The sequence below is a fragment of the Clostridia bacterium genome, from assembly GCA_019683875.1.
GTDB lineage: Bacteria > Bacillota > Sulfobacillia > RBS10-35 > Bu92 > Bu92.
On record JADGHN010000117.1, the window covers coordinates 1 to 5,282 of the forward strand.

The window sequence follows — 5,282 nt, forward strand, 5'->3', positions numbered from 1 at the left end:
CCGTGGCTCTCTCCCGGGTACCGGACGAAGGCGGACGGCACGCCCCGGCACTGCAGGGCGGCGAACCACTGCTCCGCCTGTTCGATCGGGCAGCGCTGGTCGAACTCCCCGTGAAGGATCAGCGTCGCCGCGTGGACCCTGTCCGCGTACTTTAGCGGCGATTCGTCCCACAGGGCGTCTGCCGCCTGCCACGGCGTCTTCGCCCCCTCCAGGCGGCCCTTCACGAAGCCGTAGTCGGACGTGCCGAAGTCGCTCACCAGGTTCGAGATCGTCCCCTGCGTCACGGCGGCGCGGAAACGCGGGTCATGGCTGACGATCCAGTTGGTCATGTAGCCGCCGTAGGAGTTGCCCATCACGCCAAGCCGGCCGGCATCGACGAACGGCAGCCGGCAGGCGTGATCCACGAGGGCCATGAGATCGCGGGAGTCGTCCTTGCCCCAGTTGTGGTCCACGGCCCGGGTGAACGCCTCGCCGTACCCCTGGCTGCCGCGGGGGTTGCCGTAGACGACCACGAAGCCGTGGGCGGCCAGCAGCTGGTTTTCGAACATCAGCGTGTATCCCCAGGTGCCGTGGGGGCCGCCGTGGATGTTGAGGACGAGCGGCCGCCGGTCGCCCGGACGGAGTCCCTTCGGCTTGAGGATCCAGCCCTCCACCGTCCAGTCTCCGGGACCGCGCGCGGTGAAGCGCTCCGGCTCCACGAGGCCCACCTCCTCGTAGAGTTCGTCGTTGACGGCCGTCAGCCGGCGCTCTCCGGTCACGCGCACGGCCGCTGCGGGGTCGCCCGGCGGACCTTCCAGGTCGACGACGTACACGTCGCCGACGGATGTCGCCGTCTCGATCACGAGCGCCGCCCGGCGGCCGTCGGCCGAGACGGAGAACGACGGGACGACGCGGCGCTCGCCGGGGCCGAGGCGCACGGGGAGCGACGGCCCGCGCTCGTCGGCCGCCCACAGCGGCTGCTCCCCGCCGTCGGTGGCGATGAACAGCACCGCGTGCCCCGGCCCTGCCAGCGGCGGCACCGCGGGCGGCGTGCCGCGCTCGTAGCTGCGGACGTGGTTTCCGATGGAGCGGTCGAACGCCGGCGTCAGGTTCTCGGGTTCGCCGCCGGGCGCCACGCGGTACAGGTGGACGTTGGTGGAGCCCTCCGCGTGGCCGTCGTGGCCGAAGAAGAGAAGGGACCTGCCGTCCCGCGCAAACGCCGGAAGATGGCAGATCCCTTCGAGCGCCGCGGCGAGCGAGGGCTCCCCTCCCGCCGCGGGCGCCGTCCAGATCTCGGTGACGCCCCAGCGCGCCGTGTCCCGGCGCGGCGGGTAGTGGCGCGTGAACGCCACCCGGGTCCCGTCGGGCGACCAGCACGGCTCGTCGTCGTCGAAGCCCTGCCCCGTGGGGCCGGCCTGCTCCGGGCGCGGCAGCCGCCCCGTGCCGATCACCGTGATGCGGGAGCCGGCGGATGCCGCATCGGCCGCCGTGGCCAGGTCCAGGATGCAGATCCGGCGCCGACGGCGCCCCCGGAACCCCTCGCCGTCCAGCCGGTAGAACGGTTCCGCGTAGACGCGCGCGTCAGTCGCGTATTCGGCGGCGGGGCCGCGCCACGGGTGGTCCGGCGGCAGGTCCTCGTCGGCCACGGGCGCGCTGAAGGCCAGCCGGCGCCCGTCGGGGGACCAGGCGGGAGCGCTCGCTCCTTCGGGAGCGCCGTCGAGCGGCACGGGCGCGCCGGCCGGCCTGCCTTCGGGGTCCAGCCGCAGGAGGTACAGCCGCCTCTTGCCGTCGCGATCGGAGCGGAAGGCCAGGCGGCGGCCGTCCGGAGCCCACCGCGGGGCGTCGTCGCGGGCGCGGCCGTCGGTCAGGTCCCAGCGGCGGCCGGTGTGCACGTCGACGGCGACGATGCGGGAGCGGTAACCGTCGGCCTCCCGGTCCAGCTCCGTCAGCACGTACGCCACCAGAGAACCGTCCGGGGAGATCTGCGCGTCGGAGACGAGGCGCAGGCGGTAGAGGTCGGAAGGCGTCAGGACACGGCTCACGGGTCGCTCTCCCTCCGGATGACGTTTGCGAGGTGATTCGACATGACGGCCGCGCGTCCCCTGGAAACCGCAGCCGGGGAATCGCCGCGCGCCGTGGCGCGCCGCGCAGGGCTGCCGCGGTTGACGGTGCGCCCTGAAATCCATACAATCCATGGCAACCTCACATGTCTGCGAGGACGGGGAGAGTACGCCGAATCTCGCGAGCCCAGAGAGCCGGGCCAAGCGGTGCAAGCCCGGCGCCGCGGCTCGGCGGAAGATCACCCCGGAGCAGCGGCGCGAACGGAGCCGGGCGCGGCCCGGTCCTCCCAGTAGACGCCGACGTCGCCGCCGGCGTTAACGGCGGCAGAGCGCCCGAGCGACGCACGGAGCTCGGGAATGAAGGTGGTACCGCGGAACGCCCTTCCGTCCTTTGGACGAAAGGGCGTTGTCGTTTGAGGAGGGCATCCGGTGGACTACCGCAAGACGGTTCTCCTGCCGCAGACGGATTTCCCCATGCGCGCGCGGCTTCCGGAGCGCGAACCGGAGTTCCAGGCGCGCTGGGAAGCGATGCGGCTCTATGAGCGCCTCCGCGAGGCGCGCCGCGGGCGGCCGAAGTTCGTGCTGCACGACGGCCCGCCCTACGCAAGCGGCTCGGCGCACATCGGCACGGCCATGAACAAGGTGCTGAAGGACGTCATCGTCCGCTCGCACACGATGAACGGCGAGGATGCCCCGTACGTCCCCGGTTGGGACACGCACGGGCTGCCGATCGAGCGGCGGGTGATCGAGGAGGCGCGCCTGGACTGGCACGAGGCCGGACCGCTGGCCGTGCGGGAGAGGTGCCGCGAGTTCGCGCTGCGCCACATCGACATCATGACGCGCCAGTTCAAACGGCTCGGCGTGCTCGGCGACTGGGACCGCGCCTATCGCACGCTCGACGGCTCCTTCGAGGCCGCCCAGGTGCGGGTCTTCGGCGAGATGGCCAAGCGGGGGATCATCTACAAGGGCCTCAAGCCGGTGTACTGGTGCCCCGAGTGCGAAACGGCCCTCGCGGAGGCGGAGATCGAGTACCAGGAACGGGAATCGCCGTCGATCTGGGTGGCGTTCGACGTCGTCGACGGGCGGGGCGTCCTGCCGGAGGGGAGCCGCCTGGCCATCTGGACGACGACGCCCTGGACGATCCCCGGCAACCTGGCCATCGCCGTCCACCCGGACGTGGAGTACTGGCTCGTGGAGACGGCCGCCGGCCCGCTCGTCGTGGCGAGGGACCGCGCTGTGGCCGCCCTGCGGGCCACGGGCCTGCTCGGCGACGGGGCGGAGGGCGCCGAGGGCGCAGCCGCGCCGCGCCCGTCGCGGTCCTTCCTCGGGAAGGACCTTGAGGGCGTCACGTACCGCCACCCGCTGTACGGCCGGGTGTCGCCGGTGGTGCTCGCGGAGCACGTCACGACGGAGGACGGCACGGGGCTCGTGCACACGGCGCCCGGCCACGGGCACGAGGACTTCGAGGTCGGGCGGCGCTACGGCCTGGACATCGTCGTGCCGGTGGACGCCCGCGGCCGCATGACGGAAACTGCGGGGCCGTTCGCCGGGCTGCACGTCAACGAGGCCAACGGCAGGATCCGCGACGCGCTCCGCGAGGCGGGGGCGCTCCTGGCCGCGGGGACCATCCGCCACCAGTACGCGCATTGCTGGCGTTGCCATACCCCGGTCCTCTACCGCGCGACGGAGCAGTGGTTCGCCGACATCGACCGCATCCGCGAGGCCGCGATGGCGGCTGCCGGCGAGGTCGAGTGGATCCCGCACTGGGGCGTCAGCCGCATGCGGGAGATGATCGCCGGCCGCGGCGACTGGTGCCTCTCGCGCCAGCGCGTGTGGGGCGTCCCGATCCCCGTCTTCTACTGCCGGGCCTGCGGCGAGGCGCTGCTCAACGACGAGTCGATCGAGGCCGTGGCGCGGCTCTTCGAGCGCGAGGGGTCCGACGGCTGGTGGCGCCACGAGCCTGCGGAGATCCTGCCCGCCGGCACGCGCTGCGGGAATTGCGGCGCCTCGGATTTCCGCAAGGAGACCGACATCTTCGACGTGTGGTTCGACTCCGGCTGCACCCACGCGGCCGTTCTCGAACGCCGGCCGGAGCTGAAGTGGCCGGCCGACCTGTACCTCGAGGGCCACAACGACCAGTTCCGCGGCTGGTACCAGTCGTCGCTGCTCACGGCCGTCGCCACGCGCGGGCGCGCCCCGTACCGGCAGGTGCTCTCGCACGGCTTCGTCGTCGACGCCGAAGGGCGGCACATGCACAAGTCCTGGGGGAACGTGGTCGATCCGATCGACGTCGTCAACCGCTTCGGCGCCGACGTCTTCCGCCTGTGGGTGGTGTCGACGGACTACACGGCGGACGTGCGCATCGGCGACGCGCTGCTCGAACAGGTGGCCGAGGCCTACCGCAAGATCCGCAACACCCTGCGGTTCCTGCTGGGCAACCTGAGCGGCTTCGACCCGGCGCGGGACCTCGTCGACCCGGCCGCGCTTCCCACCTTCGACCGCTGGGCGCTGGACCGGGCGGCGGCCGTGCAGGAGGAGGTGCGGGCGGCGTACCTGCGCTACGAGTTCCGGGCCGTCTACAACCTGATCCACACGTTCTGCGTCAACGACCTGTCCTCGTTCTACCTGAACGCGCGCAAGGACGTGCTGTACACGGCGGCGCCGGAGTCTCCGGAGCGGCGCGCGGCGCGCTCGGCGCTGTGGTGGCTGGCGAGGGCGCTCGTGGCGTGGATCGCGCCCGTCCTGCCCCACACGGCGGAAGAGGTGTGGGACCACCTGCCGAAGGCGCCGGGCGAGCCGGAGAGCGTCCACCTCACGCAGTGGCCGGCGCTGCCGTCCCGGGACGCGGCGACCGCGGCGCGCGTCGAGGCGCTCTTGAACGTGCGCGACGAGATCCTGCGCAAGCTTGAGGAGGCGCGCGCGTCGGGCGCGATCCGCGAGGCGGCGGAAGCGCGCGTGGAGCTGCGCGTGCCGGACGCGGAGGAGCGCCTCCTGCGGGAATGGGGCGAGGACGCCGTGGCCGAGGCGCTCGTCGTGGCGGAAGTGCGCCTGGGGAGCGCGCCCGAGGCGGCGGTCGAGGTCGCGTCGAGCGGGTACGCGAAGTGCGAGCGGTGCTGGCGCTACGTCGAGGACGTCGGCCGGCACGCCGGGCACCCGGAGCTTTGCGGCCGCTGCGTGGACGTCCTGGCGGCGATGCGGGCGGCGGCGGCGCCCCCCACCCCCCCGCGGGGGGGGAGAGAGCGG

2 protein-coding genes are annotated in these 5,282 nt (G+C 72.9%); one reads left to right on the top strand and one right to left on the bottom strand.

The window, feature by feature from the left end; translation table 11 throughout:
* On the bottom strand, positions 1-2,021 hold a 2,021-nt coding region (locus IRZ18_08350; protein MBX5477113.1), incomplete at its 3' end, for a S9 family peptidase.
* 447 nt (positions 2,022-2,468) lie between these two features.
* Here IRZ18_08350 and ileS point away from each other — a divergent pair.
* Positions 2,469-5,282 (top strand): isoleucine--tRNA ligase (ileS, locus tag IRZ18_08355; protein ID MBX5477114.1); only part of this gene is annotated, 2,814 nt, incomplete at its 3' end.